This window comes from Vibrio sp. MM46 (assembly GCF_027587135.1).
Classification (GTDB): domain Bacteria; phylum Pseudomonadota; class Gammaproteobacteria; order Enterobacterales; family Vibrionaceae; genus Vibrio; species Vibrio harveyi.
On record NZ_JAPPTO010000006.1, the window covers coordinates 221,497 to 247,394 of the forward strand.

General features: G+C 45.8%; 23 protein-coding genes and 2 tRNA genes. 11 read left to right on the top strand and 14 right to left on the bottom strand.

The window, feature by feature from the left end:
• Positions 1-70: 70 nt before the first annotated feature.
• Complete coding sequence (gene aceB / locus OH459_RS09355; protein WP_269986454.1) at positions 71-1,699, bottom strand: malate synthase A; 1,629 nt, start codon at positions 1,697-1,699, stop codon at positions 71-73.
• A gap of 606 nt (positions 1,700-2,305) precedes the next feature.
• The gene (locus OH459_RS09360) at positions 2,306-3,211 is read right to left on the bottom strand and encodes a hydrogen peroxide-inducible genes activator (RefSeq protein WP_005440336.1); all 906 of its coding nucleotides are present in this window, start codon (positions 3,209-3,211) and stop codon (positions 2,306-2,308) included.
• 200 nt (positions 3,212-3,411) lie between these two features.
• Between OH459_RS09360 and OH459_RS09365 the strand changes: the two genes are divergently transcribed.
• From OH459_RS09365 to OH459_RS09390, 6 genes are all read left to right on the top strand, one after another.
• The gene (locus OH459_RS09365) at positions 3,412-4,020 is read left to right on the top strand and encodes a peroxiredoxin C (RefSeq protein WP_005445301.1); all 609 of its coding nucleotides are present in this window, start codon (positions 3,412-3,414) and stop codon (positions 4,018-4,020) included.
• 275 nt (positions 4,021-4,295) lie between these two features.
• Positions 4,296-5,039 (top strand): copper homeostasis protein CutC, encoded by a 744-nt coding sequence (locus tag OH459_RS09370; RefSeq protein WP_269986455.1) that lies wholly within the window; start codon positions 4,296-4,298, stop codon positions 5,037-5,039.
• A gap of 66 nt (positions 5,040-5,105) precedes the next feature.
• Positions 5,106-5,882 carry a polyphosphate kinase 2 gene (ppk2, locus tag OH459_RS09375; RefSeq protein WP_005445296.1) on the top strand — a complete coding sequence of 259 codons (777 nt, stop codon included), beginning with the start codon at positions 5,106-5,108 and terminating at the stop codon, positions 5,880-5,882.
• 9 nt (positions 5,883-5,891) lie between these two features.
• Positions 5,892-6,824 (top strand): LysR family transcriptional regulator, encoded by a 933-nt coding sequence (locus tag OH459_RS09380; RefSeq protein ID WP_256902338.1) that lies wholly within the window; start codon positions 5,892-5,894, stop codon positions 6,822-6,824.
• Between the two features lie 138 nt (positions 6,825-6,962).
• Entirely contained in the window at positions 6,963-7,601 is a 639-nt protein-coding gene (locus tag OH459_RS09385) for a YadA C-terminal domain-containing protein (RefSeq protein WP_005445292.1), read from the top strand.
• Between the two features lie 53 nt (positions 7,602-7,654).
• The gene (locus OH459_RS09390) at positions 7,655-8,134 is read left to right on the top strand and encodes a hypothetical protein (RefSeq protein ID WP_009697662.1); all 480 of its coding nucleotides are present in this window, start codon (positions 7,655-7,657) and stop codon (positions 8,132-8,134) included.
• Between the two features lie 3 nt (positions 8,135-8,137).
• Here the strand turns inward: OH459_RS09390 and phoU are convergent, their stop codons facing one another.
• Genes phoU through OH459_RS09410 form a run of 4 tightly spaced genes read right to left on the bottom strand, consistent with a single transcriptional unit; the run spans position 8,138 to position 13,595 of the window.
• Positions 8,138-8,836: a phosphate signaling complex protein PhoU gene (gene phoU / locus OH459_RS09395; protein ID WP_005440349.1), complete on the bottom strand. Its 699-nt coding sequence runs from the start codon at positions 8,834-8,836 to the stop codon at positions 8,138-8,140.
• Between the two features lie 32 nt (positions 8,837-8,868).
• Positions 8,869-9,687, bottom strand: coding sequence for a phosphate ABC transporter ATP-binding protein PstB (gene pstB, locus OH459_RS09400; RefSeq protein ID WP_005424834.1), 819 nt, complete (start codon positions 9,685-9,687; stop codon positions 8,869-8,871).
• A 2-nt stretch (positions 9,688-9,689) separates the two neighbouring features.
• Positions 9,690-11,363 carry a phosphate ABC transporter permease PstA gene (gene pstA / locus OH459_RS09405; RefSeq protein WP_269986474.1) on the bottom strand — a complete coding sequence of 558 codons (1,674 nt, stop codon included), beginning with the start codon at positions 11,361-11,363 and terminating at the stop codon, positions 9,690-9,692.
• 27 nt (positions 11,364-11,390) lie between these two features.
• A complete protein-coding gene (locus OH459_RS09410) occupies positions 11,391-13,595 on the bottom strand; it encodes an ABC transporter permease subunit (protein ID WP_009699398.1) in 2,205 nt (734 codons plus the stop codon).
• A 211-nt stretch (positions 13,596-13,806) separates the two neighbouring features.
• Between OH459_RS09410 and ppk1 the strand changes: the two genes are divergently transcribed.
• Together ppk1 and ppx are read left to right on the top strand one after the other, a co-directional pair.
• On the top strand, positions 13,807-15,897 hold the full coding sequence (ppk1, locus tag OH459_RS09415) for a polyphosphate kinase 1 (protein WP_180825780.1): 2,091 nt from the start codon (positions 13,807-13,809) through the stop codon (positions 15,895-15,897).
• A complete protein-coding gene (ppx, locus tag OH459_RS09420) occupies positions 15,881-17,386 on the top strand; it encodes an exopolyphosphatase (RefSeq protein ID WP_269986475.1) in 1,506 nt (501 codons plus the stop codon). Before ppk1 ends, ppx begins: the two co-directional genes overlap by 17 nt.
• Before the next feature lie 34 nt (positions 17,387-17,420).
• Here ppx and OH459_RS09425 read toward each other — a convergent pair whose 3' ends face one another.
• Genes OH459_RS09425 through phoB form a run of 3 tightly spaced genes read right to left on the bottom strand, consistent with a single transcriptional unit; the run spans position 17,421 to position 20,414 of the window.
• Positions 17,421-18,386 carry a PstS family phosphate ABC transporter substrate-binding protein gene (locus OH459_RS09425; RefSeq protein ID WP_050904014.1) on the bottom strand — a complete coding sequence of 322 codons (966 nt, stop codon included), beginning with the start codon at positions 18,384-18,386 and terminating at the stop codon, positions 17,421-17,423.
• Positions 18,386-19,684 (bottom strand): phosphate regulon sensor histidine kinase PhoR, encoded by a 1,299-nt coding sequence (phoR, locus tag OH459_RS09430; protein ID WP_239970122.1) that lies wholly within the window; start codon positions 19,682-19,684, stop codon positions 18,386-18,388. Before phoR ends, OH459_RS09425 begins: the two co-directional genes overlap by 1 nt.
• Positions 19,685-19,724: 40 nt before the next feature.
• Positions 19,725-20,414: a phosphate regulon transcriptional regulator PhoB gene (gene phoB, locus OH459_RS09435; RefSeq protein ID WP_005424836.1), complete on the bottom strand. Its 690-nt coding sequence runs from the start codon at positions 20,412-20,414 to the stop codon at positions 19,725-19,727.
• Between the two features lie 224 nt (positions 20,415-20,638).
• Between phoB and rdgC the strand changes: the two genes are divergently transcribed.
• From rdgC to OH459_RS09450, 3 genes are all read left to right on the top strand, one after another.
• On the top strand, positions 20,639-21,553 hold the full coding sequence (rdgC, locus tag OH459_RS09440) for a recombination-associated protein RdgC (protein WP_005445276.1): 915 nt from the start codon (positions 20,639-20,641) through the stop codon (positions 21,551-21,553).
• A gap of 166 nt (positions 21,554-21,719) precedes the next feature.
• A complete protein-coding gene (gene trhP, locus OH459_RS09445) occupies positions 21,720-23,120 on the top strand; it encodes a prephenate-dependent tRNA uridine(34) hydroxylase TrhP (protein ID WP_005440369.1) in 1,401 nt (466 codons plus the stop codon).
• Positions 23,121-23,122: 2 nt separating this feature from the next.
• Positions 23,123-23,377 carry a YfhL family 4Fe-4S dicluster ferredoxin gene (locus tag OH459_RS09450; protein WP_005445273.1) on the top strand — a complete coding sequence of 85 codons (255 nt, stop codon included), beginning with the start codon at positions 23,123-23,125 and terminating at the stop codon, positions 23,375-23,377.
• A gap of 41 nt (positions 23,378-23,418) precedes the next feature.
• Here the strand turns inward: OH459_RS09450 and OH459_RS09455 are convergent, their stop codons facing one another.
• The 5 genes from OH459_RS09455 to OH459_RS09475 form a co-directional block, all read right to left on the bottom strand.
• Positions 23,419-23,727 carry a hypothetical protein gene (locus tag OH459_RS09455; RefSeq protein WP_005445270.1) on the bottom strand — a complete coding sequence of 103 codons (309 nt, stop codon included), beginning with the start codon at positions 23,725-23,727 and terminating at the stop codon, positions 23,419-23,421.
• A gap of 337 nt (positions 23,728-24,064) precedes the next feature.
• The gene (gene mepA / locus OH459_RS09460) at positions 24,065-24,904 is read right to left on the bottom strand and encodes a penicillin-insensitive murein endopeptidase (protein WP_269986482.1); all 840 of its coding nucleotides are present in this window, start codon (positions 24,902-24,904) and stop codon (positions 24,065-24,067) included.
• 12 nt (positions 24,905-24,916) lie between these two features.
• The gene (locus OH459_RS09465) at positions 24,917-25,249 is read right to left on the bottom strand and encodes a DUF1904 domain-containing protein (RefSeq protein ID WP_269986478.1); all 333 of its coding nucleotides are present in this window, start codon (positions 25,247-25,249) and stop codon (positions 24,917-24,919) included.
• Between the two features lie 446 nt (positions 25,250-25,695).
• Positions 25,696-25,772, bottom strand: a tRNA-Trp gene (locus OH459_RS09470).
• Between the two features lie 35 nt (positions 25,773-25,807).
• Positions 25,808-25,884: transfer RNA gene (locus tag OH459_RS09475), tRNA-Asp, on the bottom strand.
• Positions 25,885-25,898: the final 14 nt, after the last annotated feature.

Here is a 25,898-nt window from a genome sequence, read left to right on the forward strand (position 1 = left end):
TCGAATCCTTCACATATTGGTTAAATAAACATGTATCAGTTAAATAAATTGAGTGTTCTAAATCTTTGGGTTAATCCAAGTAGTCATAACCTGGAATGGTTAAAAAGTTGGTCAGTTCATCGCTTGTGGTGAGCCTTGCCATCAAGTCTGCCGCTTCTTCAAATCGACCTGCTTGGTAACGCTGCTCGCCAATTTCTTGCTTCACGACTTCAATCTCTTCTTTCAGGTAGAGTTCGAACAGCTCTTTAGTGACCTTCAATCCGTTATCGAGCGACTTGCCGTGTTGAATCCATTGCCAGATAGAGGCGCGTGAGATTTCTGCCGTTGCTGCGTCTTCCATCAGTCCGTAAATCGGCACACAACCGTTGCCAGAGATCCAAGCTTCGATGTATTGCAACGCAACGCGGATGTTGTGGCGCATACCTTCTTCTGAGCGCTCACCCTCACACGGTTCAAGCAGCTCTGAGGCGGTGATTGGTGCGTCTTCTGAGCGGCTCACGTCCAATTGGTTGGTGCGCTGCCCCAGTGTGGCACTGAACACTTCCATTGCGGTGTCTGCCAACCCCGGGTGAGCAACCCAAGTACCGTCATGACCGTTGTTAGCTTCTAGCGATTTATCGTTGTGGATCTTATCCAGCACTTTTTGGTTTTCTTGTGGGTCTTTAGCCGGAATAAAGGCTGCCATGCCGCCCATCGCAAATGCGCCACGTTTATGACAGGTACGCACCAACAATCTTGAGTAAGCGTTGAGGAATGGCTTGTCCATCGTCACTACTTGGCGATCCGGAAGTACGCGATCTGGGTGGTTTTTCAGTGTTTTGATGTAGCTAAAGATGTAATCCCAGCGACCGCAGTTCAACCCAACGATGTGCTCTTTCAGAGAGAACAGAATCTCATCCATTTCGAATACGGCTGGTAAGGTTTCAATCAGCACTGTCGCTTTGATGGTACCTGTATCCAAACCGAAATACTCTTCGGTGAAATGGAACACTTCGCTCCACCACTTCGCTTCATGATGCGATTGCAGTTTCGGGATGTAGAAGTAAGGACCGCTTCCCTTTTTCAGTAGCGCTTTATAGTTGTTGTAGAAGTACAGAGCGAAATCGAATAGCGCACCTGGAATGATCTGACCGTGCCACGTTACGTGTTTTTCTTTTAAATGCAGTCCGCGAACACGGCAGATCAACACCGCTGGGTCTTCTGCCAGCTGATAGTGTTTGCCATTGCCAGGGTTGGTGTAGCTGATAGTGCCATTAACAGCGTCGCGCAGGTTGATTTGACCATCCAGAACTTTACTCCACGCAGGGGACATCGAATCTTCGAAGTCTGCCATGAACACTTTTACATTCGCATTCAGTGCGTTAATCACCATCTTGCGATCAGTCGGTCCTGTAATCTCCACTCGGCGATCTTGCAGATCTTGCGGGATTCCAAGGATCTTCCAACTTCCTTCACGAATGTCTTGTGTCTCTGGTAGAAAGTCTGGCAGTTCACCAGCGTCGATGCGTGCTTGCTTCTCTTCTCGTGCTTCCAGCAACTGTTCAACACGTCCGGCAAATTTTTCACACAGTAGAGATAAAAAGGTTTGGGCTTCAACAGGGAAAATTGCTTGATGTTCAGGAGCAACGACTCCATTCACCTCAAGCATGCCTTGGGTTTGCTTTAGTTGTTGTGTTTTTTGTTCTGTCTGAGCAAGCATAATCATTCATCCTTAACGTGCTTTATCCATCTTGGGCAGTCAGCCTAAAGCTACATTTGTAAGTTATGAACAACAAATTACATCCTTCGATTTGGTGTTCACTTCGCTTCATTGTGTCTATACATTGCGCAACCTGAATTGCTTTTTCAATCTAGACATAAGTCTTACAATCCTTTAATTAAGCTAACCCAACAAAGATTTAAGCGAAACCCCTCAAGTAAACAAAACGTTAAATTCAAAGTTTTATTCGGTATCAAACAAGTGTTTGATTTTTTAGTTTAATTTGTAAGTTATTACGTAATTAAATTACATTAAATTTACAGGTTATTTTTGAATTAAAACAAGCGTATGAATAGTGAGGCAGGAGAAAAATCCTTGTATTCACAAGGGCTAGGAAGAGGAAATTAAACGCGACTTAAACGCGTTACACAGGCAGTTGTGTAAAATTAACATTGTGAAATTTCACTATTTTATGAAAGCTTCATGAAAGTTCATCTGTAAAATTTTACAAGTCAAAGTTCACGCACAGAATAAAATGCTAAAAAGCGCACTATTTCTAGTGCGCTTTTTGATATTAGATCGGGAGTAGCAGGCTAATACTAATAGCTAAAGCAGTTCAGAGACGACTTCTGCCAATTGATTGAAAGTGTTTGATCGTGACGAACTCGGACGCCAAACCAAACCAATATCGCGATACGCTTGCTGACCAGGAGGGTCGATCACCACTAAGTTCTGGTTATGTAGCAAACCATGATCAATCGCCATTTGCGGAATAAACGTGGTGCCCAGACCATTCGCTACCATTTGCACCAATGTATGAAGACTGGTTGCGGTGAATGGGTTGATCTTCTCTTTGTCCGTCAACTTACATGCTGAAACCGCGTGCTCTGTAAGACAGTGCTCTTTCTCTAATAAGAAGACGGATTCATCTGGCAAGTCTGCATAACGGATCGGCACAGGAACGGAATCCGCTTGATTGGCACTGATCACCATGCGGAACGGGTCTTGTCCCACTACTCGGCTTTCCATTCCTTCTATCTCTACAGGCAGAGCCAGAATCAACACGTCCAACTCACCGTGGCGAAGTGCTTGCAGCAAGTTAGTCGTCGTGTCTTCTCTTAATAGAAGGTTTAATTGAGGGAAGCGGTAGTTCACCTCCTGAACAAGGTCGCACAATAAGAACGGAGCAATGGTCGGAATACAGCCTACTTTAAGCTGCCCTTCCATATCATCGCCTTGGCATAGACGCCCCAGTTCAACAAGATCTTGCCCTTTAGCGAGCAGTTCTCGACCATGTTGCACCACCATCTCACCAGCTTGGGTGAAAACTAATGGGCTTTTTTTATCTTTCTTTTCATAAAGCGGGCAACCAATCAACTCTTCAAGGTTTTGGATGCCTTTACTTAAGGTAGATTGACTGACAAAACAACGCTCAGCAGCATCACTAAAATGTCGAGTTTCATGCAGAGTGACCAAATAGTGTAACTGCTTCAAGCTAGGCCATTTATTCATAATTCTATTTGTATCTATTGCTGTTCCAGTGATCGAGATAATAGTTTCGTTATTATCGCTTTTTTCGATGAACTCAATCTATTTATTTCGCTTTTTTCAATACTACAATCTGTACTATAGTTTGTCTCGCACAAACAAGGACCAAACCTAAATAACTGAATGTAGGTTTGGATCAAACCAAATTTTTTAGGAGCAAAAAAATGGTACTAGTAGGTCGTCAAGCCCCTGACTTTACTGCAGCAGCTGTTCTAGGTAACGGCGAAATCGTTGAAAACTTCAACTTTGCAGAATTCACTAAAGGTAAGAAAGCAGTAGTATTCTTCTACCCACTAGATTTCACTTTCGTTTGCCCATCTGAGCTAATCGCATTCGACAACCGTCTAGCTGATTTCCAAGCTAAAGGTGTTGAAGTAATCGGTGTTTCTATCGATTCTCAGTTCTCTCACAACGCATGGCGTAACACTGCTATCGAAGATGGCGGTATCGGTCAAGTTAAATACCCTCTAGTTGCTGACGTTAAACACGAAATCTGTAAAGCGTACGATGTAGAGCACCCAGAAGCAGGCGTTGCTTTCCGTGGTTCTTTCCTAATCGACGAAGAAGGTCTTGTACGTCACCAAGTAGTTAACGATCTACCACTAGGTCGTAACATCGACGAAATGCTACGCATGGTTGATGCACTAAACTTCCACCAGAAGCACGGCGAAGTATGTCCTGCACAATGGGAAGAAGGTAAAGCAGGTATGGACGCATCTCCAAAAGGTGTTGCAGCGTTCCTATCTGAGCACGCAGACGACCTAAGCAAGTAATAGACTACATAGCCCAAGCTCAACGGGCGTGTTGGTTGGATGTATATATAAAGCAAAAAGCTATAGCGGAAAAACCGCAAACGCCAATCAGTCTAAGTAAAGTCATAAAAAAGCCCAGAATTCACTCTGGGCTTTCTTTTTATCTGCATTTTTGAAAAGCAAAAGAGGCAAGCATTACGCAAAAAGTTTACCTCTATTTCCCTCCGTCTCAGTACAGATTCTCCCCTTTCGTCCTGCTAGTATTTGCTGTAATTACAATAATTCAGGACAACCTAGTGAACACTCAACTTGAAGTCTGTATTGATAACATTGAATCTCTCCACAACGCGATTGCCGGTGGTGCAACCCGCATCGAACTCTGCTCTTCACTTGCTTTGGGTGGCTTAACCCCAAGCTATGGCTTTATGCAGCAAGCCGCTAAACGCTCTACTATTCCGGTTTACGCGATGATTCGCCCTCGCCAAGGCGACTTCTTCTACAGTGAGGAAGAAATCGAAATGATGCGTTGGGATATTGAAGCCGCTAAACAAGCAGGCTTGAATGGTGTCGTACTCGGCGTGCTCACTCAAGACGGCAACATTCATATGCCGTACGCAACTGCGCTGTGTGAATTTGCTCAAGCGCTTGGCTTAGGCGTGACCTTCCATCGTGCCTTTGACCAGTGTCGCGACGCTGAAAAAGCGTTAGAAGAAGTGATCAGCTTAGGTTGTGAACGTATTTTAACCTCCGGTCTTGCGCCTTCGGCACCGCAAGGTATCGATGTGCTTAAAACCTTAGTTGAACAAGCACAAGGACGCATTGCGATCATGGCGGGCGCCGGTGTGAATGCGGACAATGTTGGTCAGATCGTTGAACAAGCCAAAGTCACTGAAGTGCATTTATCTGGCAAGACAACTCGCCCAAGTCACATGACCTTTATTGCCGAGCAAAGCAAAATGGGCGCTGCCGATATAGATGATTTTTCGATTCTAGTCACCAACACCGATGCTATCGCGAACATGGTAACAGCTCTCAATTAAGAGCTTTCAAATCCCGTCTTTGGTTATTGAGTGCTAACATATTGATAACTAAGGACGGGAGGAAACATGGCGAAACTGAAGAAAAAGGAATACGAAGAAGCACTAGAACAACTGCAAATTGAGTTGGTTAAGCTCCAAGAGTGGGTCAAACACAAAGGGCTTAAAGTCGTGGTACTTTTTGAAGGACGTGACGCCGCTGGCAAAGGTGGCACCATCAAACGCATCACTGAAAAACTCAACCCCCGTGTCTGCCGTATCGCAGCCCTTCCCGCCCCAACAGAGAAAGAAAAAACACAATGGTACTTCCAGCGTTATGTGGCACACCTGCCTGCTGCTGGAGAAATCGTACTGTTTGACCGCAGTTGGTACAACCGTGCCGGCGTAGAGAAAGTCATGGGCTTTTGTACCCCAGATCAATATGAAGAGTTTCTCCGTTCTTGCCCGGAGTTTGAACGCATGCTTCAGCGCTCTGGCATCATCTTAATTAAGTACTGGTTTTCGGTCTCCGATGAAGAGCAAGAAAAGCGCTTTCTAGAACGCATCAACACCCCGATTAAACGCTGGAAGTTCAGCCCAATGGATTTGGAATCACGCAATCGCTGGGCAGAATATTCAGAGGCAAAAGATAAGATGTTTGCCTACACAGATACGAAAAACTGTCCTTGGTGGGTAGTCCCTTCTGATGATAAAAAGAAAGCACGTTTGAATTGTATCAGCCACTTGCTCAGCCAAGTAGAATACGAAGAGCTCGAACATCCGGTGATTGAACTGCCAGAGTTGAATAAAGAAGGTTATGTCCGTGCGCCTATCGACGATCAAACCTTCGTTCCTGATAAATATTAGAGATGTACCATGGCGAAAGACCTGTTTCACACCCTTGACCTGAATCTGCTCAAGACCTTTATGGTTTTGATGCAAGAGCGAAACATGCGTAAAGCATCACAGCGCTTGTTTGTCTCTCAGCCAGCGATCAGTCAGGCATTACAAAAGCTACGTAATCACTTTGATGATGAGCTGTTTGTGAAGGTCAAAACTGGTCTTGAACCGACACCGTTCGCCGAATCTCTTGCCAATGATATTACCCCCCATCTCGATGGTTTAGCTGCCGCAGTTAATCGCTCTCATCAGTTTGATCCTGCCGAAGTGGACAACAAAATTCGAATTGCACTGGCACCAATCACAATGACTTGCTTGCCCGGTTTCCTCTTCGAACAAATGAGAGCGTTAGCACCTAATGCTCAACTTGAATTAGTTAGTTGGTCGAACAGCACGGTTGATGAGATCTTGAAAGGTGAAACACTGATGGGAGTAAATTACGAGTTACTTCTGACCAATAAAGAGATCTACACGCCGAAGCTACTGGATTTGAAAGGGCGTATTTTTGTCCGTGAAGATCACCCAATCACCAAGACTCATGTTGAGCCACATGATCTTGGCGGATACCCAATTGCTTCTTTGATTTCCCCAGGTTGGAACGACAAGTTCAGTTACGCATCTGAGCTTCTTACCGAAATGGGCATTGAACACAGCATTGGCTTTCGCTCAGAAATGGTCTCTGCAATACTTGATGTCGTCAAACACACCGACATGTATTTACCTCACTCCAATTTACTTCCGGTAGAGCAATTTCCGGGATTAAGAGCCGTTGATGTCACGATTGATGGTCAACCACAAATGAAGTCTATTCACGCTCATATGCATGTGAGAAACCGGAATAACCCACTAGTAAAATGGTTAACAGAGCTTATTCAACAAGGTCTAAAATCACAGGGTGATAAGATTTGATTATCACTGAGATAACGATAGCCATTTAGTCATAAATCATACTTCTCAATAAGATAGCCCTGCTTTTAAGGGAAATGACAAAAAGCGATTGCTTACAGTAAGGATGCTGTCCCTCGTTTACTTATTGAGAGTTCAGACATGACTAAAAAAATTGTAAAGCTTACCGCTGCTTGCACCCTTCTTGCTTCTTTCAGCTCAATTGCAGCTGTTATCCCGGATCGTCCACACCCAGGCATTCCAACCAACCCAATTCAAGGTGTGCCAGAGCAACCTGTTCTACCAGAAGTTGATAACGGTGTTCCTGGAGTGCCAGATCGTCCACATCCAGATCAATCACCAACACCACCAATCGAAGCAGCACCAGAGCACCCAACGCTTCCTGAACCAGACAACGGTATTCCTGAAGTCCCTGAGCGTCCAACACCGCAACTGCCATCAAACCCTATTGAAAATAATCCGACGGATGACCGTCTGAACCACTTAGAAGGCTTAGCCGCAGAATACGACTACCGCTTAAACCAACAAGCAGAACAAATGGACGGTATTCGCGCAAGTCTACACGCAGTCACCAACGCTCGCCCTTATGCAACCAATGGTGAACTGGCAATCGGTGCCGGTGTGGGTTTTTCTGGTAGTAAAGAAGCAGTAGCGATTGGTGGTGCGTACGGTCTAAGTGATCAAGTAAGCCTGTCGGGCACATTCCACTATGAATCATCAGGCAAATATTCTTCATCTGACGTTGCTGGCGGCGTTGGTGTTCAAATTAGCTTTAAGTAAAAACTGCACTCAATAAGTTCATAGCCAAGGAAGGCTTTTATTTAGGTAACTCTATGAAACGCAAATTCTTTCTCGCTGCCCTTATTCTCGCTCCTATTAGTGTCCAAGCTTCAGGTATTTATGTCTCTCCAGAAGTTAAGATTGGCTCATTTCGAGGGGCAGGTATCCAATTGGGGGCGACCGATATTGCGGGCTTTGATGCGCTGTATTTTGATTACTCTCAGATTACTTATAAGAGCGGTAATTATGATGAAACCATTGACGCCTACCGTATTGGCTTTCAACACTTATTTGGTCATCAACCACAGATGGGATTTCAAGCGAGCTTAGGATTAGCGCAGTACGATGGAACGTATCGCAATGAACGAAGAGATGCGAACGGATTGAGTATTGGTGGCGCTTACGTATATCAAGTTAACCCAATATTATCAGTTCGAGCAGGTGCGGATTTAGACGTTTTCATGAACGATAAAACACACACCTACACAGACACTGCCATTAACTTTTCTCTAGGCTTTGGTTTGCGCCTTTAAGACTTACTTCAGTACGTCATCGATGCTTTGATCACCTAGATGGCGTACATCTTTTCCTTTCACGAAGTAGATAATGTATTCACAGATATTTTGGCAACGGTCACCCACGCGTTCAATGGCTCGCGCCGACCACATCACTTGCAGAATATGTGGAATGTTTTTCGGGTCTTCCATCATGTAAGTCATCAACTGACGAATCACCGCTTCGTATTCCGCATCCAACTTATCATCAAGCTTGTGTACTTCTGCTGCGGCTTCTACATCCATACGAGCAAACGCATCAAGCACTTGGTGTAACATTTGGATTGCTTGACGACATAAAGGCTCTAACGAGACTTGGAATTGGCGCTCTTTCGATGATGGGCTTTCAATCGCCACATAGGCAATACGTGTTGCAACATCACCAATGCGCTCAAGATCTGTGATGGTCTTAATGATAGCCATGATCAAGCGTAAGTCTTTTGCTGTAGGCTGACGCTTAGCAATGATGCGAGTACAAGCGTCATCAATCGACACTTCCATCGCATTAACTTTGTGATCATCACGCACAACTTTACGCGCCAGTTCGATGTCTTCCTTGTGCAAGGCTTGAATAGCATACGACAACTGCTGTTCTACCAAGCCTCCCATGGTGAGTACATGGGTACGAATCGATTCTAGCTCTACGTTAAATTGTCCTGAGATGTGACGTCCAAAGTGCATGGCTTTCCTTTTAATCCTTGAAAGGTCGCGGCTTAACCGTAACGACCGGTAATGTAATCTTCGGTTTGTTTCTTCATTGGAGAGGTGAAGATCGAATCCGCATCCGAGTATTCAATCAACTTACCCATATGAATGAACGCAGTGTGGTCACTGACGCGCGCCGCTTGCTGCATGTTATGGGTAACGATAACCACAGTATATTGAGTCTTGAGCTCGTTGATAAGCTCTTCAATAGTTAAAGTTGAGATTGGATCCAACGCCGATGTCGGTTCATCCAATAATAGTACTTCTGGCTCAATCGCAACGGCGCGTGCAATCACCAAACGCTGCTGCTGGCCACCAGAAAGTCCAAATGCGTTTTCATGTAAACGGTCTTTTACTTCATCCCACAATGCCGCAGAACGTAGTGAACGCTCGACCGCATCGTCCAACATGCGACTGTTCTTCACACCTTGTAAACGAAGACCGTAAACCACGTTTTCGTAAATCGACTTAGGGAATGGGTTTGGGCGCTGGAATACCATGCCTACTCGGCGACGCAGCGTGGCAACATCCACACTTGGGTTATACACATTCTTACCGTGCAAACGTACTTTTCCTGTCACCTTACAACCTTCGACTAAATCGTTCATTCGATTGATACAGCGCAGCAATGTGGATTTACCACAGCCGGACGGTCCGATGAATGCTGTTACGCGCCCCTTTGGAATACGCATTGAAATGTCGTGCAGCGCCTGAGCCTGACCATAGAAAAGATTAAGGTTCTCAATCGAGATAGCCGTTTGTTCATCCGTCAGGTTGTGCACATCCAATGGCGGCTCATAACCTAATGTATTATCAAAGTTAAACATGCTTAATCTTGTCCTAAAGTTCGGTATTTCTCTCGCAGATTATTACGAATACTGATTGCTGTTAAGTTTAGTCCGACAATAACCGTCACGAGTAAGAAGGAAGTCGCGTAAACCAACGGACGCGCAGCTTCGATATTAGAGGTCTGGAATCCGACATCGTAAATGTGGAAGCCTAGGTGCATAAACTTTCTGTCTAAATGCACGTAAGGGAATTGCCCATCCACCGGCAAGCTCGAAGCTAATTTCACGACCCCCACCAGCATCAATGGTGCTACCTCACCCGCAGCGCGAGCAATCGCAAGAATCAAACCAGTTATTATCGCAGGGGTTGCCATAGGCAAAACCACACGCCACAAGGTCTCAAACTGTGTTGCACCCAAGGCTAACGAACCATGACGAACGGAGCTCGGAATACGGGTTAAACCTTCTTCTGTGGTAACAATCACCACAGGTAGCGTTAAGACTGCTAGCGTCAATGCAGACCACAACAAGCCCGGCGTACCAAAGGTTGGAGCAGGTAATCGCTCGGCGTAAAACAGGTTATCGATTGAGGCACCAATGGTATAAACAAAAAAGCCCAAACCAAATACGCCGTAAACGATAGAAGGAACACCTGCAAGGTTAATCACCGCAATACGGATCACTCGAGTTAGGGCATTGTTCTTAGCGTATTCATGTAAATAAATCGCCGCAACCACACCCAATGGCATCACGATGATCGACATGATGATAACCAAGAAAACCGTACCGAAAATCGCGGGGAAAACACCACCTTCTGAGTTCGATTCACGAGGGTCTTCGGATAAGAACTTCCAAACCTGTTTCCCCCAATGGGCAACTTTTTCAGGCAGTGACATTTGGTTTGGATACCAGTAGTCCAAAATGTCTTCTAATGGAATCGAAACTTGAGTCCCAGTCATATCTTCGACAATCAGCGCATAATCAGAGAAGCCCAAACGCAGTCCATCAAGCTGCATGTCTAGCTTGGCTAACTCAGCTTCAATTTCTGCCTTACGCTTGCTGTTGTTTGCTAAAAACTCTTCAGTGATGGTGTCGTTAAGCTCGTGCTTACGTTTATCTAAGCGAAGCTGCTCTAACTGCCATCCCAAGTCTTTTACTTGGTCATCCACCAGCATATCGATTTCATGATGCAAGGTTTCGGCATCATCGAGTTTTTGATCCAAAAGCTTTTGAATGTTGTTTTCGTAACGCGTGTTACCATCTTGGAAGGCAACAAACTTACCGAAGAAGTAGCCACCGCTGCTGCGTTCAATCACTGCCCATTCGCCCAGCGTAGTTGGATCATCCAACTGCATTCTCAACACAGAAATAAAGTCCGCTGGGTACAATTCACGGTTGGCAATTTTGATGTTTAGGCGCGTCGCAAACTCTTCGTCATCCGCGAGTTTATTCGCCGCTTCTTCTGGTAGGTAACTTCTTGGCACAAAGCTGCGCTCGTATACCTGACCAACCAGAATCGAGTTTTCATGCAGCACTTCGCCCTGCACCGGTGTTAGTGCAGCAACATTCCATTGATAAAGTGGCGCCGGCCAGAAGTAAGTTAATCCCTTCCAGCCAATCAATAGCAATAAGCCGAGGACAGAAAGCAGACTGATGCTTACCGCTCCCCCGGTTAACCAAATCCAAGGTGCGCCAGAACGAATCCAATTTAACACGCTATTACTCGCTCTTTCGTTAACTGATTACAACGCACGATATTTATCTCTTAGTCTTTGACGAACCCATTCCGCCAAGGCGTTCACCGCAAAAGTGAAGACAAACAAAATTAATGCCGATAGGAACAACAATCGATAGTGCGAACTGCCTACTTCCGACTCTGGCAATTCAACCGCAATGGTCGCCGACAAGCTACGCAAGCCTTCTAGCACGTTCCAATCCATTAATGGCGTATTACCCGTCGCCATTAATACAATCATGGTTTCGCCCACAGCACGCCCCAGTCCCATCATGATTGCGGAGAAGATCCCCGGACTGGCTGTTAGCAGGACCACATAAATCAGGGTTTGCCATGGCGTCGCGCCAAGTGCTAATGAACCATCCGATAAGTGTTTCGGCACAGAGAAAATCGCATCTTCGGCAATGGTGAAAATCGTTGGAATAACCGCAAAGCCCATCGCCAAGCCAACCACCAGCGCGTTGCGTTGGTCAAAGCCAATGCCATGGTCAGTCAGGAACAAACGCATGTCCCCGCCAAAGAAGGCTTGTTCAAGCATTGGTGATACCCACACACCCAAACCGATCAACAGCAGAAGCAAAGGCATTAAGACCAAAGCATGCCACCCGTTTGGCAGGCGGTTACGTATCGGTTGTGGGATCAGCGCCCATAGACCGCCCATCACCATGGTGCTCAGAGGCAGAACAAACAACATCACCACAACGGTAATCAAATGGTCTTCCACAATCGGGGCGAACCAAAGTCCGGCAAGGAAACCGATGATAACGGTAGGCAAAGCTTCCATTAACTCGATTGATGGCTTCACCACGCGACGCATACGTGGTGACATAAAGTAAGCGGTATAAATTGCGCCCAGTACAGCCAGTGGTACCGAGAACAGCATTGCGAACATCGCCGCCTTGATGGTACCAAACGCAATTGGCACTAAGCTGAATTTCGCCTCGAAGTCATCACTGGCTGAGGTGGATTGCCACACAAATTCAGGCTCTGGGTAACCTTCATACCAAACCTTTTGCCATAAAGAAGACAGAGAGACTTCTGGGTACGGGTTATCAACAAACGCGACATTCAATTCGTCGTTTTGCCATGTGATCAAGTAGCGCTCGTTATTCGACATTCCTGCCATCACTGGCGCTTGTTTGTAGGCACGTTTAAACAACACCAACTTCTCACTGGTGGTGTAGTGGCTTTGCAACGTACCGTTGGTGTAAAAGCTGTAGAAACCTTTGCGGTGTGAATCGGGAAGTAAATACTTCAGCTCAGACGCTAACTTAAAGTCTCGAATGTGAGTCAAAGTTCGCTGGTCGCCCTGCAACGTATCAAACCACTGCGATACACGACCATCGTTATGCGTAACAAGCAGGGAATACGCCCCAGCCAACAAATCCATCGTTCTCACTGAGTGCTTTTTATCACCCTGCGTCAGATCGATCACTTCACGCACTGAGAACTTGTTGTCACCTTTCACCAAGACAATCAGCTCTGAACCATTTCGCAAGTAAAGGTTATTGCCATCTGGCGTCAGCAACATTTGGTCTGGCGCATCAAAACCTGAAGAGAAGGTGTAATCATGGGTAACAGGTGATGCATCTAATAGTTGAGGAACTTGCCAACGCGCTTTTATTACGCCACTTTGTGTTTGCCAAACAAGGGTTGGCGTTTGCGTAGAAGCACTAAAAACAAACTTCTTAACTGGATCGGATGCATCTGTCAGTTGCATGTCCATTGAAGTTCGAAACGGCACTACTTCTGGTGGGCGAGTGTTTTCGCGCAGCGTAGCGTTGAATTCCGGTTTGAAGATGTGCGCTTTGCCTTGGTCATCAACCAAACCATACCAACCTAACCCCGGCGCAGACTGAGAAAATGCCACTGGGTTGTTGGCTATCTGCTGAGTGTACAGCGCAGGTTTGCTGGAATCATCGAGAGGAAGAAAACGCACTTCCCCGGATTGGGTTAACACCAAACCGATTTGAGAGTAATCATCAACGGAAATTGCGAGTGGCTTCCCGCTTTGGGTAGCACGAGCGGCATAATTGGTTTCGATCTCTGCATCAGAAAACAGAGGGATGATCACCATTGCAAGGTAAACAAAGATCAACACAAGAGCAGCAAGAACGCCTACACCACCGGATGTCACTGCAAATCGAACCAAACGATCTTTGATCAATCGTTTTTTATCTTTTTCCTGCAATGAAAACTCGGCTTGTGCCATTGATCTCTCTACCCTTTTTGACTTAGAACTAGAATATGTCGTTAAGATGACAATTATATTACAGATCACATTAAACAACTGAAAAGAATACAACTCTTATGCAGACCGTGTTATGAAATAAATCTGTAACGTAAACCTCATAATGTTCAGGCTCATCTTTTTTATCCCACAGATGAGTGCGGATTTACTTCATTTTAGGCTAGGTAAGGTTATGAGCGCAGAAAAACTCTATATAGAAAAAGAACTTAGTTGGTTGTCTTTTAACGAGAGAGTATTACAAGAAGCCGCTGATAAAACCGTCCCCCTAATCGAACGTATTCGCTTCCTGGGGATCTTTTCCAATAACTTAGATGAGTTCTACAAGGTTCGCTTTGCAGACGTAAAACGTCGGATCTTGATCAGCCAAGAACGAGGTGGAAGCGATAACTCTAAGCACTTGTTAACTAAGATGCAAACCAAAGCATTGAGGCTAAACGAACAATTTGATGAACTGTACGGTGATTTGATCCGAGAAATGGCGCGGCGCCGCATTTTCTTGGTTAACGAAAACCAGTTAGATGACCCCCAAAAGCGCTGGATCACCAAGTACTTTCGCAAAGAAGTCATGCCACACATCACTCCGCTTTTGATTAAAGATGACATCGATGTGTTGCAGTTTCTAAAAGACGAATACGCCTACATTACCGTCGATCTGCGCAAAGACGATCATTCCCAATACGCTTTACTCGAAATCCCAACTGACCACCTACCCCGCTTCGTTATGGTTCCGGAGCAAAAAGGCAAACGTCGCAAGACCATCATTCTGCTCGACAACATCATCCGTTACTGTCTGGATGAGCTGTTTAAAGGCTTCTTCGATTATGACGAGCTAAATGGCTACGCGATGAAGATGACCCGCGATGCCGAATACGATTTACGCCTAGAGATCGAATACAGCTTGCTCGAACAAATGTCTGAAGGGGTGAACCAACGCTTAACAGCCATGCCAGTGCGCTTTGTTTACGAGCGTGAAATGCCGCAAGAGATGCTCGATTTCTTGTGCAGCAAACTGCAAATATCCAACTACGACAGTTTGATTCCAGGTGGTCGTTACCACAACTTTAAGGACTTCATTGGCTTCCCAAATGTCGGTCGTGAGTACCTAGAAAACAAACCCATGCCACCGATGAAGTGTGCCGACTTCGAAGGCTATGCCAACAGTTTCGATGCGATCAAAGCCAAAGACATTTTGCTTTACTACCCTTATCACACCTTTGATCACATCTCTGAACTGGTTCGCCAAGCTTCCTTCGATCCTAAAGTGTTGGCGATCAAGATTAACATTTACCGCGTTGCCAAAGATTCGCGCTTGATGAACTCACTGATCGATGCGGTGCACAATGGCAAAAGCGTAACAGTGGTGGTGGAACTGCAAGCCAGATTCGATGAAGAAGCCAATATCGAGTGGTCAAAGGTTCTCACCGATGCAGGCGTGCACGTTATCTTTGGTGCACCAGGTCTGAAAATTCACTCAAAATTGCTCCTGATTAGCCGCCGCGAAGAAGGCGAAATAGTACGTTATGCGCATATCGGTACAGGCAACTTCCACGAGAAAACCGCACGCATCTACACCGACTTCGCACTGCTAACTGCAGATCAAGAAATTACCAATGAGGTTCGTAACGTCTTTGGCTATATCGAGAACCCATACCGTCCAGTCAGGTTTAATCACCTCATCGTTTCACCACGCAATTCGCGTAAACAACTCTACCGTCTGATTGACGGGGAGATTGCCAACGCAAAAGCCGGCAAGAAAGCAGCACTGACGATCAAAGTGAATAACTTGGTCGACAAAGGCATCGTCAATAAACTTTATGGTGCGAGCAATGCCGGGGTGAAAATCAATATGATTATCCGCGGTATGTGTTCACTAGTACCGGGTATTGAAGGCGTGAGCGAGAACATTCGCATCATCAGTATTGTTGACCGATTCCTTGAGCACCCTCGCGTCGTCATCACTCACAATGATGGTGACCCGCAGGTTTATATCTCATCAGCGGACTGGATGACGCGAAATATCGATCATCGTATTGAAGTTGCCGCTCCGGTTCGTGATCCACGTTTGAAACAGCGAATTATTGATATAACTAACATTCACTTTACCGATACAGTAAAGGCTCGTTTGATAGATAAAGAGATGAGCAACAGCTACGTACCGCGAGGTAATCGTAAAAAAGTTCGCTCACAAGTTGCCATCTACGACTATCTTAAAAATATAGAGAAGCAAACAAGAAAACAAAAAGCAGATGCCTCAAATACTTGAACAAGATGTACGCCATATTGCAGCCATTGACCTTGGGTCGAACAGCTTCCATATGGTGGTGGCGAAAGTTGTTGGAAGTGACCTGCAATTAGTCAGCCGCCATAAACAGCGAGTGCGCTTAGCTGCCGGACTCGATTCAGAGCTTAACCTAAGCCATGCTGCAATGGAGCGAGGTCTTGAGTGCCTCGCGATGTTCGCAGAACGCTTGCAAGGCTTTGAAGCTTCAAACGTAAGAATTGCAGCCACCCACACTTTAAGGCGCGCCAACAACGCCCACCTCTTTATCAAACGAGCCAAAGAGGTGCTGCCTTTCCCAATTGAAATCATTCCGGGCGAAGAAGAAGCTCGCCTCATCTATCTCGGCGTCGCGCACACCCAAGCAGAATCTAACTCCAAGTTGGTCGTCGATATTGGTGGCGGCAGTACCGAGATGATCATTGGTCAAGAGTTTGAGCCAGAGCTTCTCAACAGTAAGCAAATGGGCTGTGTGAGTTTTACCGAGCAGTTCTTCAATAATGGCAAACTGTCGCGCAAGAACTTCAGCAAAGCGATTCTCGCCGCAGAGCAACGCGTGGAGTCCATTGCTGCAAAATACCGCAAGAAAGGCTGGGATATTGCCCTCGGCTCTTCAGGTACTATTAAAGCGATTCGCGAAGTCTTGATTGGATTGGGTCATGAAGATGGGCTGATCACCAATAAGCGTTTGGGTAAGCTCATCGACACATTGTGCGAATTTGAGTCCATTGATGATATTGAACTAGTTGGTCTAACCGACGAGCGTAAGCCAGTCTTTGCCGCTGGTGTGGCTATTTTGTCTGCCATCTTCCTATCACTAAAAATCAACCAGATGTTCTTCTCGGATGGCGCATTGCGTGAAGGTCTGCTCTACGAAATGGAAGAACGCTTCGCTCGTTCTGATATTCGTATGCGCACCACAGAAAACCTAGCAAAACAACATCGCGTTGATATCGAACACGCTGCACGCGTAAAAGGTCATGCAAGAGAGATGCTGTGCAATGTTCGTTCTGAACTAGGTATCAAGAAGAAAAGTGAGTTGTTTGATTTACTGGAATGGGCGGCTTTGCTGCATGAAGTCGGCTTGAGTATCAGTCTGCGCGGTTTCCATCGTCACTCATTCTACATTCTGCTGCACTCCAACTTACCCGGCTTTAACCGCGAGCAGCAATTGGTATTGGCGACTTTAGCTCGCTTCCAACGTAAATCCCTCAAGTTGAATGAGTTCCCAGAGTTTAACCTCTACAAAGAGAGTGACATCATCAACTTAATTAAGATTCTGCGTCTAGCGATTGTGGTCAACGGTCAACGCAATGATGACCCGCTACCAGAGCTGACATTATCGATAGAAGAAGATAAGTGGGTACTTACCTGCGCAGAGGAAGATTGGTTGGAGAATAACAAACTGCTCGATGCAGATTTGCAGGAAGAACAGCAACGCTGGGAAAGCGCAGGATGGACATTGAACTTCTAACTACGAACTCAATGAGATAAAGAAAAAGGTCGGCTTATAAACCGACCTTTTTTAATTCCTCTGCAGCGAAATCGGCAGTAATGGGAACATAACCGTCTTTCGCAACTAGCGCTTGCCCTTGAGCTGAGAACATAAAGCGAATGAATTCAGCTTCAATTGGGCTTAACGGATAGTCCGGATGTTTATTCACGTATACATAGAGGTAGCGTGATAGTGGGTACTTACCTGAGATGATATTTTCACGTACAGGGCTAACGTAATCTGTGCCTGCTTTCGCAATTGGGACTAAACGAACACCCGCCACGCGATAGCCTACGCCTGAATAACCTACACCACTGATCGTTGATGCCACAGACTGCACCACTGACGCCGATCCCGGTTGCTCGTTCACACGAGTTTTAAAATCACCGCCACACAAGGCATTACTTTTAAAATAACCGTACGTACCCGATACCGAGTTACGCCCAAACAGCTGCAAGTTACGTTTCGCCCACTCGGCTTTGATGCCTAACTCACGCCAGTTGGTAATGAACTCACTTTCGCCGCAGCGTAAAGTCGCGGAAAACATCGCATCCAACTGATGGAAATTAAGCCCTTTGATTGGATTATCTTGGTGCACAAAAATACCAATCGCATCAATCGCAACACGAAGCGCCGTTGGCTTGTAACCATGCACCCGCTCAAATGCTTCGATCTCACGCATACGCATTGAGCGACTCATTGGACCGAATTGCGCAGTTTGTTCTGTTAACGCCGGAGGCGCAGTCGATGAACCAGACGCCTGAACCTGAGCATTAATATTCGGGTAGATAGATTTAAACTCTTCCACCCAAAGCGTGGTCATGCCCGCTAGCGTATCCGAACCGACTGACAATAAGTTGCCCGCAATACCCGTTGTCTTTTGATAATTCGGCAGCGGTTTATCTTGTGCAACAGCCACGCTGGAAAGCATCAACGTGGCTAGAGTGATTTTCTTAATTGCTTTGGATACGACACTCATTACTTCACCACCAAACGACTTGGTAGGATGAAGGAGAACTTACTGCCGACACCAACTTCACTGTAAATTTCGAGATGAGAGTCATGGTGGCTCAACGCGTGCTTCACGATGGCTAAGCCAAGACCACTGCCGCCGGTATCTCGTGAGCGGGCTTTATCGACGCGATAGAAACGCTCCGTCAATCGGTGTAAGTGTTGTGGTTCAATACCATCACCGCTGTCTTCAACCTCTAGACAAGCGCCTTGTGCGGTTTGATACCAACGAACGTTGATGTGTGCACCAGATGGGGTGTATTTCACCGCGTTGTACACCAAGTTAGAGATAGCACTACGCAGTTGGTCATCATCGCCGAGCACGCGCAGACTAGAATCCACGTCGAACTTCAACTGATGTTGATCATCACCACTTAGGCTTACCGCTTCCTTTTCTAGCACTTCTAACATGCTAGGGACATTGACCACATCTTCCAACTCATGCATTGGTGCCGCTTCAATCTTAGACAGCGTCAGAAGCTGATTAACCAAGCTGTTCATGCGGTTGAGCTGCTCTGTCATCACCCCATGCGCTTTCGTCCACATTGGACCAACAATCATGTCTGGATCTTCCGTCATCTCAAGGTAGCCTTGCAGTACCGTCATCGGTGTACGAAGTTCATGAGATACGTTGGCGAAGAAGTTACGACGCATACCTTCAAGCTGTTTAAGTTGGCTCACATCACGCACCACCATCAAGTGCTCCCCTTCGGTATAAGGCACGATACGCAGTTCCAACATACGTTCAACGTTCAATGGCGAGCGCATTTCTAGCGGCTCTGAGAAGTCTTGCTTATTGATGTACTTAATAAAGTCTGGAGTACGGATGAGGTTAGAAATAGGTTGCCCAGAATCTTCCGGCCAGTGGAAACCCAAAAGGTGTTGCGCGAGCTTGTTACACCATACGATGTTACCTTCAGCACGAAACACCACCACCGCATCCGGCAGCGATTCAGCACCATTACGGAAACGGCGAATCAAATTGGTAAGCTCTTTACGCTTACGACGCTGACGTTGTTGCAATCGGTATAAACCGTTGAATAACGATTCCCAGTTGCCACTACCTGACGGTGGCGTAAGACGCTTTTCATCCCACAGCCAAGCCGACAAGCGCACCTGATTATGCAAATGCCATACAAGCTGCAAAGCCGTGGCCGCCAAAAGCAACCACGGCATATAACCGAATATCCAACCTATTATCACCCAAGGGGTGTAAAAAAAAGCCAGCTCCCAGGCCAGCTTTTTCCAAGTCAATCTTTCAACCACTCATTACTCCAGAAATGGTATTGATAAGCTGCTAGCGATGTTATGCCTTCGTCGAGAAACGGTATCCTGCGCCACGAACAGTTTGGATGAGTTTGTCGTGACCTGCGGCCTCAAGCGCTTTACGCAAACGACGAATATGTACATCAACGGTACGGTCTTCTACATACACGTTGGTGCCCCAAACATTGTTTAGTAGTTGTTCACGGCTGTAAACACGCTCTTGGTGCGTCATGAAGAAGTGCAACATTTTGAACTCTGTTGGTCCCATATCAACCGCTTCATCATTTGCGGTCACACGGTGAGAAACAGGATCCAACTTCAGACCTTGTACATCAATCACATCTTCGAGCGCAGTCGGTGTTACGCGGCGAATAACGGCTTTAAGGCGAGCAACCAACTCTTTTGGTGAGAAAGGTTTGGTGATGTAGTCATCCGCGCCAACTTCTAAGCCGCGCACTTTGTCTTCTTCTTCACCACGAGCTGTCAGCATCACAACGGGAATGTTGCGAGTTAACTCTTCGCGCTTCATGTGTTTGATGAAGTTAATACCACTGCCACCTGGTAGCATCCAGTCTAGTAGCACTAAATCCGGGAAGGGTTCAGCCAGTTTGGTTACCGCAGAGTCGTAATCTTCTGCTTCTACTGCTTGATAACCTTTCTGTTCAAGCACGAAGCATAGCATTTCGCGAATCGGAGCTTCGTCTTCAACAACCAGAATCCTTCTAGACATAATTGAATAACCTTATGTTAGTTGAGCTAATGAATTTAAAGGACAAAGCGCCCCTCTATGCATAAGCATTATTACTACCAATTATGACACTTTTGTGACCTTTGAAAACAAATTTTCATATAACTTTCTTTTGAGATTCATCATGATCTTTTTCAATTCAATTAGGACAACGCCGGGAAAATTCCCTATGATTAGTCCCTTGTCATCAAGCCTAGAGAAGATTTATGTGGTTTAAAAACTGTCTGGTATACCGCGTTAACCGCGAGGTTAACTTCAACGCCGATCAACTGGAAACTCAACTAGCCGAGTTCCGATTCACCCCTTGTGGAAGCCAAGATAAGCAAAAGTTTGGCTGGGTTAGCGCGATGGGTAGAAATGGCGACATGATGACGCACGTTTCTGAAAACCGCATTCTGATTTGCGCTAAGAAAGAAGAAAAAATGCTGCCGGCTTCAGTGATCAAAGACTCACTAAATGCAAAAGTAGAAGCAATGGAAGCACAGGAAGGTCGTCCTCTTAAAAAGAAAGAGAAAGACAACCTGAAAGATGACATCGTAATGGACCTCCTGCCACGTGCGTTCAGCCGTAGCAGCCACACTTACGTGCTGATTATGCCAAAAGAAGGCTTTATCCTTGTTGATGCAAGCAGCTACAAAAAAGCAGAAGACGTATTGGCACTACTACGTAAGACAATGGGTAGCCTGCCTGTTGTACCAGCAATCCCAGAAGTTGCGATCGAAACAACTCTAACTGAATGGGTAAAAACTGGTGATACACCACAAGGCATCACAATGATGGACGAAGCAGAGCTTAAGTCTGTGCTAGAAGAAGGCGGCGTGATTCGTTGTAAGAAGCAAGAGCTTACAACCGATGAAATCCGCAACCACATCGCTGCAGATAAAGTGGTGACTAAGCTAGCACTGAACTGGCAAGATCGTATCGAATTCATCATGGCAGAAGATTCTGGCATCAAACGTCTGAAGTTCTCTGATGAACTAAAAGACCAAAACGATGATATCCCACGCGAAGATCAGGCTGCTCGCTTCGACGCAGACTTCTCTCTAATGTGTGGCGAGTTCAGCGCTTTCCTACCAAATCTATACGAAGCATTGGGCGGTCTGCCAAACCCTAACGCTTAATTTCGTACAAAGATTAACCATAACGCCCTCACTTTTTTTGAGGGCGTTTGTTTATCTAAAACATAATTCTCCTAGTCACAGGTCACATTTTGACGTAAAATTTGCGCCCCATTTCCATGAGGTGGAATTGGCCTGACTTGTGATCAGATATTAAGAGAATTGAGCAATGACAACAGAGAAAGCATTCGTACCAGAGCTACTATCTCCGGCAGGTAGCCTTAAAAACATGCGTTACGCATTCGCCTACGGCGCAGATGCAGTATACGCTGGTCAACCTCGCTACAGCCTTCGCGTACGTAACAACGAGTTCAACCACGAAAACCTACAAATCGGTATCAACGAAGCGCATGCCCTAGGCAAAAAGCTTTACGTGGTATGCAACATCCAACCGCACAACTCTAAGCTTAAAACTTTCATCCGTGACCTTAAACCAGTGGTAGAAATGGGTCCAGACGCACTTATCATGTCTGATCCAGGTCTCATCATGATGGTTCGCGAAGCGTTCCCAGAAATGCCAATTCACCTGTCTGTACAGGCGAACGCAGTAAACTGGGCAACAGTGAAATTCTGGGCTGCTAACGGTGTTGAGCGCGTGATCGTTTCTCGTGAGCTTTCTCTAGAAGAAATCGAAGAAATTCGCGAGCATTGTCCTGAAACTGAATTAGAAGTTTTCGTTCACGGTGCTCTATGCATGGCTTACTCTGGTCGCTGCCTACTGTCCGGTTACATCAACAAGCGTGACCCTAACCAAGGTACTTGCACTAACGCATGCCGTTGGGAATATAAAGTCGAAGAAGGTAAAGAAAACGACGCCGGTCAAATTGTTGAAGCGTTCGATCCAAACGAAGCTCAAGCAATCGAAGTCGCAGACGAACGCCCAGAAACCACTATCGGTCGCGGCAAACCAACTGACGAAGTGGTATTGCTTTCTGAAAGTCACCGTCCAGAAGAAAAAATGGCGGCGTTCGAAGACGAGCACGGTACTTACATCATGAACTCGAAAGACCTGCGTGCAATCCAACACGTAGAACGTCTAACTAAGATGGGTGTTCACTCATTGAAGATCGAGGGCCGTACCAAGTCATTCTACTACTGTGCACGTACTGCTCAGGTTTACCGCAAAGCGATTGATGACGCAGTTGCTGGTCGTCCATTCGATGAGAGCCTAATGGGTACGCTAGAAAGCCTAGCTCACCGTGGCTACACAGAAGGTTTCCTACGTCGTCACACTCACGACAGCTACCAGAACTACGATTACGGTTACTCTGTATCTGACGCACAACAATTTGTTGGTGAATTCACTGGAAAACGTCGCGGTGACATGGCAGAAGTTGAAGTGAAGAACAAGTTCATCGTTGGTGACAGCCTTGAGCTAATGACGCCAAAAGGCAACGTAATCTTCACGCTAGAAGCGATGGAAAACCGTAAGTCAGAATCAATTGAAGACGCAAAAGGTAACGGCCACTTTGTATTTATCCCGGTTCCAGAAGACATGGATCTGGAATACGGTCTGTTGATGCGTAACTTAAATGCAGGTCAGGATACCCGTAACCCAACTGGTAAGTAATCATGGCACTACTTATTACCGATAAGTGCATCAACTGCGACATGTGTGACCCTGAGTGCCCTAATGGTGCAATTACTATGGGTGACAGCATTTTCGAAATTGACCCTGCTCTATGTACAGAGTGTAAAGGTCACTATGAAAAACCAACATGTCAGTCGGTGTGTCCAATTACGAAGTGCATTATTACCGACCCAAATCATGTCGAGACTGAAGAGCAATTGCTAGAGAAGTTCGTGATTATTCAAGGGCTAGCGTAATTGAAAGAGGTTCAACTTTGCGCTCAAAGTTGAACCTTTTTTTAACCTGATTTCTCGATAGGAATAATGTTGCAGAAGAGCTCTTTCTCGAAATGATACTCTAGCCTTTCACGCCAATTTTCAGCTTGTGAGACAGGTATCAAATAGAAATTCTCTCGACTCGTATCCGTAACGAAAGCCATCCCATATTGCATTAGTTCGTAATGCACATCATTAACAAATCCTGGGTCAAGACGCTGACGTCCTGTCAGGTGATTAACATCCTCTCGAGTCAGATAGACTCCCTTATTCTCACTGCTAAATCTGTGTCTTAACCACTCTGCAAATTCTTTTGCACAAATCATAGTCATGGTTTTGTCCTTGATTAACTCTTAGATGGGGAAAGTCTCCATACCCACCTCAATACACTTGTCTGCGTTGCCATTTGTCTTTCACCAACCAACAGACATATTGCTAAGAAACCAGAGAATCGCGACGAAAAGATCTTTGTAAAACCAGAGTTATAACTACAAGAAAAACCACATAACCCTTTGTTTAATTTAGATTTCTGTAATATGCCACCAAAACTAATTAGGTTAGTTTTTATACTGGTATTATTCACTGTAGACAAAAGAATGATCTTTCTCCAGTTTCATAATGGAGATACCTAGTAGGTTTAATCGCAGCTTGATAGGAAGGAATTACCCTTTACTTCTTAGTAATCAATGGCAGACATTGTGCCGGCATTATCTTTTTCTTCTTAGGCTTGGGCGTAGTTTTGACTGTCTTTTTAGCCACGGGAGGTGGCGTAGCTTTAGGTTGCCAACTCGCAAGTTCAGCTCCACAACCATCACCCACTGGAGGAGGAGCCTGGTTGATGCAGTTAGCACTCGACTCCGGACAGTTTAATCTAACGTGGAAGTGATAATGATGCCCCCACCAAGGGCGAACTTTGCGTAACCACCCTCTGTCTTTTTCCCCTTCCTGCTTACAAAGTTGCTCTTTTATCACCGGGTGAACAAAAATACGAGCTACATCCTCACTTTGCGCTGCGCTACGAATCAGTTCAAAGTGTCGAGTTTCCCAACGGTTTTCCAAAATCTTATATTTTTTAAGATCAACTACGCTCATTGGTTTAGGCAGCTGGAGCTCATTGTACGACAAAGGTTCATCGGCTAGACGCAACCAGATATCGATATCTAAACCTGTTTGATGACTAGAATGTCCAGAAGAGAAACGCCCGCCACGAGCCAATGACAAGTCACCAACCAACAACGTTGTGCTTAAATCTTGATTCATTTTTTTTGCTAGTTCTTGAATGAAACTGATCGTATGTGGGTGCCCATAGTAACGCTTCGTTTTGCTACGTAGCACTTGGTAACCAATACCATCCAAAGGAAGTGGAGATGCGCCGTCTAGACAGCCATTGGCATAACTGCCGATAGAGGAAGAAGTGTTATTTGTGGGACCAGAGACCTGCTCCCACGGAGTTGCATAAAGAGAAGCTGAGAATAGAAAACTTAAACAAAAAGAAAGACTCAGCTTCATCACGCTCATTCCTTAATAGTGGTCACCATTATCATAGTAGCCTTTAGGAGAGAGTGCAGAGAAAATTACCGCAACATCGATATCTTCACCCACAATACCACGTACTTGTTGAGTTATTGCTTTTGCAACCTTGTTCTGCGTTTCTTGACCGCGATCGAACCATAAAACCTCAACAAAAGGATAAGCAGCACTTACTTCACCTTCGCTGAAAAATGTACTGTAGATATATTCGAACGTAAAATCTTCGCGAGGGCAGTCCATAAGAGGCTGTAGTTCGTCAGTAAGTGGGGTTGATAGCGCTTGAACCGCTTGTGGCTCGACCGCTCTAAATCGAAGATGTGGCATAGACTTGCTTCCTAATTATTAGAATTTAGCGCCGATAATAACAGGAAGTCGACCTCTTATCACGTTAGCTTCTGGCAACACTCACTTTAAATAACGAAGATGCGGAGAAGCTTCAGGACTTCTGTTGAAGACTTAGAAGATCCCAGAAGAACTAGGTCGGTAACTAACAGATTCGAGTAAATTATCGAGCAAGCACTCAGAGTTAGTCTGAAAAGACAAAAACGCAAAAAGCCCCAGTATTTCCGCTGAGGCTTTACAAGGTGGTAGGGGTAGATTGGACCGGCACTCCGGAAATTCGATATGACTTGCTACCAAGTGGGCTGGCGGCTCAGCTCCCAACACGCACTATTTGAACATTAGGGGAATCTGCTACTCTTCCAGCTAGACTGGTACTCTTTCCTTCATATACGAAAAAGGCTCTAGCATTTCTGCTAGAGCCTTAAATATGGCAGGGGTGGAGAGATTCGAACTCCCAACACGCGGATTTGGAATCCGCTGCTCTGCCAATTGGAGCTACACCCCTGTAATTCGTGTTTAATGAGACGACTCTCGAATAAGTGGCGGAGCGGACGGGACTCGAACCCGCGACCCCCGGCGTGACAGGCCGGTATTCTAACCAACTGAACTACCGCTCCGCACTGGTTAGACT

What these genes read in the sequence shown, in the direction of transcription:
- OH459_RS09390 (WP_009697662.1), top strand. Translation starts at nt 7,655, where the DNA reads ATGAAACGCAAATTCTTTCTCGCTGCCCTTATTCTCGCTCCTATTAGT.
- rdgC (WP_005445276.1), top strand. Translation starts at nt 20,639, where the DNA reads ATGTGGTTTAAAAACTGTCTGGTATACCGCGTTAACCGCGAGGTTAAC.
- OH459_RS09450 (WP_005445273.1), top strand. Translation starts at nt 23,123, where the DNA reads ATGGCACTACTTATTACCGATAAGTGCATCAACTGCGACATGTGTGAC.
- pstB (WP_005424834.1), bottom strand. Translation starts at nt 9,687, where the DNA reads ATGTTTAACTTTGATAATACATTAGGTTATGAGCCGCCATTGGATGTG.
- ppx (WP_269986475.1), top strand. Translation starts at nt 15,881, where the DNA reads ATGCCTCAAATACTTGAACAAGATGTACGCCATATTGCAGCCATTGAC.
- OH459_RS09360 (WP_005440336.1), bottom strand. Translation starts at nt 3,211, where the DNA reads ATGAATAAATGGCCTAGCTTGAAGCAGTTACACTATTTGGTCACTCTG.
- phoB (WP_005424836.1), bottom strand. Translation starts at nt 20,414, where the DNA reads ATGTCTAGAAGGATTCTGGTTGTTGAAGACGAAGCTCCGATTCGCGAA.
- ppk1 (WP_180825780.1), top strand. Translation starts at nt 13,807, where the DNA reads ATGAGCGCAGAAAAACTCTATATAGAAAAAGAACTTAGTTGGTTGTCT.
- OH459_RS09455 (WP_005445270.1), bottom strand. Translation starts at nt 23,727, where the DNA reads ATGACTATGATTTGTGCAAAAGAATTTGCAGAGTGGTTAAGACACAGA.
- phoU (WP_005440349.1), bottom strand. Translation starts at nt 8,836, where the DNA reads ATGCACTTTGGACGTCACATCTCAGGACAATTTAACGTAGAGCTAGAA.
- OH459_RS09425 (WP_050904014.1), bottom strand. Translation starts at nt 18,386, where the DNA reads ATGAGTGTCGTATCCAAAGCAATTAAGAAAATCACTCTAGCCACGTTG.
- OH459_RS09385 (WP_005445292.1), top strand. Translation starts at nt 6,963, where the DNA reads ATGACTAAAAAAATTGTAAAGCTTACCGCTGCTTGCACCCTTCTTGCT.
- OH459_RS09465 (WP_269986478.1), bottom strand. Translation starts at nt 25,249, where the DNA reads ATGCCACATCTTCGATTTAGAGCGGTCGAGCCACAAGCGGTTCAAGCG.
- ppk2 (WP_005445296.1), top strand. Translation starts at nt 5,106, where the DNA reads ATGGCGAAACTGAAGAAAAAGGAATACGAAGAAGCACTAGAACAACTG.
- OH459_RS09365 (WP_005445301.1), top strand. Translation starts at nt 3,412, where the DNA reads ATGGTACTAGTAGGTCGTCAAGCCCCTGACTTTACTGCAGCAGCTGTT.
- aceB (WP_269986454.1), bottom strand. Translation starts at nt 1,699, where the DNA reads ATGCTTGCTCAGACAGAACAAAAAACACAACAACTAAAGCAAACCCAA.
- trhP (WP_005440369.1), top strand. Translation starts at nt 21,720, where the DNA reads ATGACAACAGAGAAAGCATTCGTACCAGAGCTACTATCTCCGGCAGGT.
- OH459_RS09380 (WP_256902338.1), top strand. Translation starts at nt 5,892, where the DNA reads ATGGCGAAAGACCTGTTTCACACCCTTGACCTGAATCTGCTCAAGACC.
- mepA (WP_269986482.1), bottom strand. Translation starts at nt 24,904, where the DNA reads ATGAAGCTGAGTCTTTCTTTTTGTTTAAGTTTTCTATTCTCAGCTTCT.
- OH459_RS09410 (WP_009699398.1), bottom strand. Translation starts at nt 13,595, where the DNA reads ATGGCACAAGCCGAGTTTTCATTGCAGGAAAAAGATAAAAAACGATTG.